The sequence below is a fragment of the Paenibacillus sp. 01T431 genome, from assembly GCF_056398625.1.
On sequence record NZ_JBFTPT010000054.1, the window covers coordinates 1 to 1,061 of the forward strand.

Annotated in this window: 1 protein-coding gene; it reads right to left on the reverse strand. The window is 46.6% G+C overall.

Going from position 1 to position 1,061, the window contains the following annotated elements; translation table 11 throughout:
- Positions 1-993, reverse strand: a 993-nt coding sequence (locus AC1DM9_RS34350; RefSeq protein WP_477584499.1) for an IS110 family RNA-guided transposase, incomplete at its 3' end; no start/stop codon positions are given.
- Between the last annotated feature and the right edge of the window lie 68 nt (positions 994-1,061).

A 1,061-nucleotide genomic window follows, 5' to 3' on the forward strand; every position in this document is an offset into this window, starting at 1 on the left:
CGCCTTTCGTAATACCTGACGTCCATGCGCATACTGTCTTAAATCTCCTGTGCCAGCTAGTATGGCCGCGGTGAAGATCTTCCCGAGACCTTTTATGGTGCGAAGCTGCTGTGCCATAGGAATCTCAGAAAGCAGAGCTTCGATGTCCTCTTCAATCTGTTCAAGCATGGTGGTAACTCGTTCATATTCTTCAATGAGCCGTATTAAATCTGCCTTCGATTCTTCTACAGCGGTTCGATCTCCGATACTGCGTTTAGCATGTGCTATGAGCTGCGCAGCCTTCTCAATCCCCGTAGAACCCCCAGCGCGCTGCATATGGGTTCTCCAAGCTTTGATTACATCCGGTACTGCATACGTCTCCAAATCCTGTGGGCAAGGGAATGTCTTGAGGGTCGCCAATGACCGCTTACAGGTCCAGTCTTTGAATACCGATGGATATTCAGGAAAACGGATGTCGAGCCAACGCACAATGCGGTTCTGCAGTCGAACACTGTTCGCGACCCAGAATTCTCGGTCACTCATTATGGTCCGTAAGCGTTGAAACACAAGCGATTGTCGCGTGTACTCATAGTAGAAGCCCCGACTTACTGAATCTGCGATGACAAGTGCATCTTTGGGGTCGTTCTTTGATGGACTGTTATCTCGATTTTCTTTATTTCGCTTCGTCGTAGCAGGGTTAACCATGACCACATGTAATCCCTTATCTGATAACCAGTTAGCTAGGTTAAACCAGTAATGACCGGTTGGTTCCATGCCGATGATGAGCCTCTTTAATCGATGTTTCTGTTGTAGTTCGGTTATCCAGCGGCTTRATTTTTCAAAACCTTCGATAGAATTCGAAAACGAGAGATGCCGTTTTGAAATGACGATTCCTCGGAAATTTGTGGACTGTGCCACGTGAGTTTCTTTGGCCATGTCAATTCCTATGACAAGATGCGAGGTGGYAATTTGTTCAATCCGTTGATTTTGTGCGTCTGATTGCTTAAACTTCATAGTAAGAGCGCCTCCTTGATGTGTTGTCGACAAACCCATCATACCGAGGTGCTCCTTTTTTGACAAAG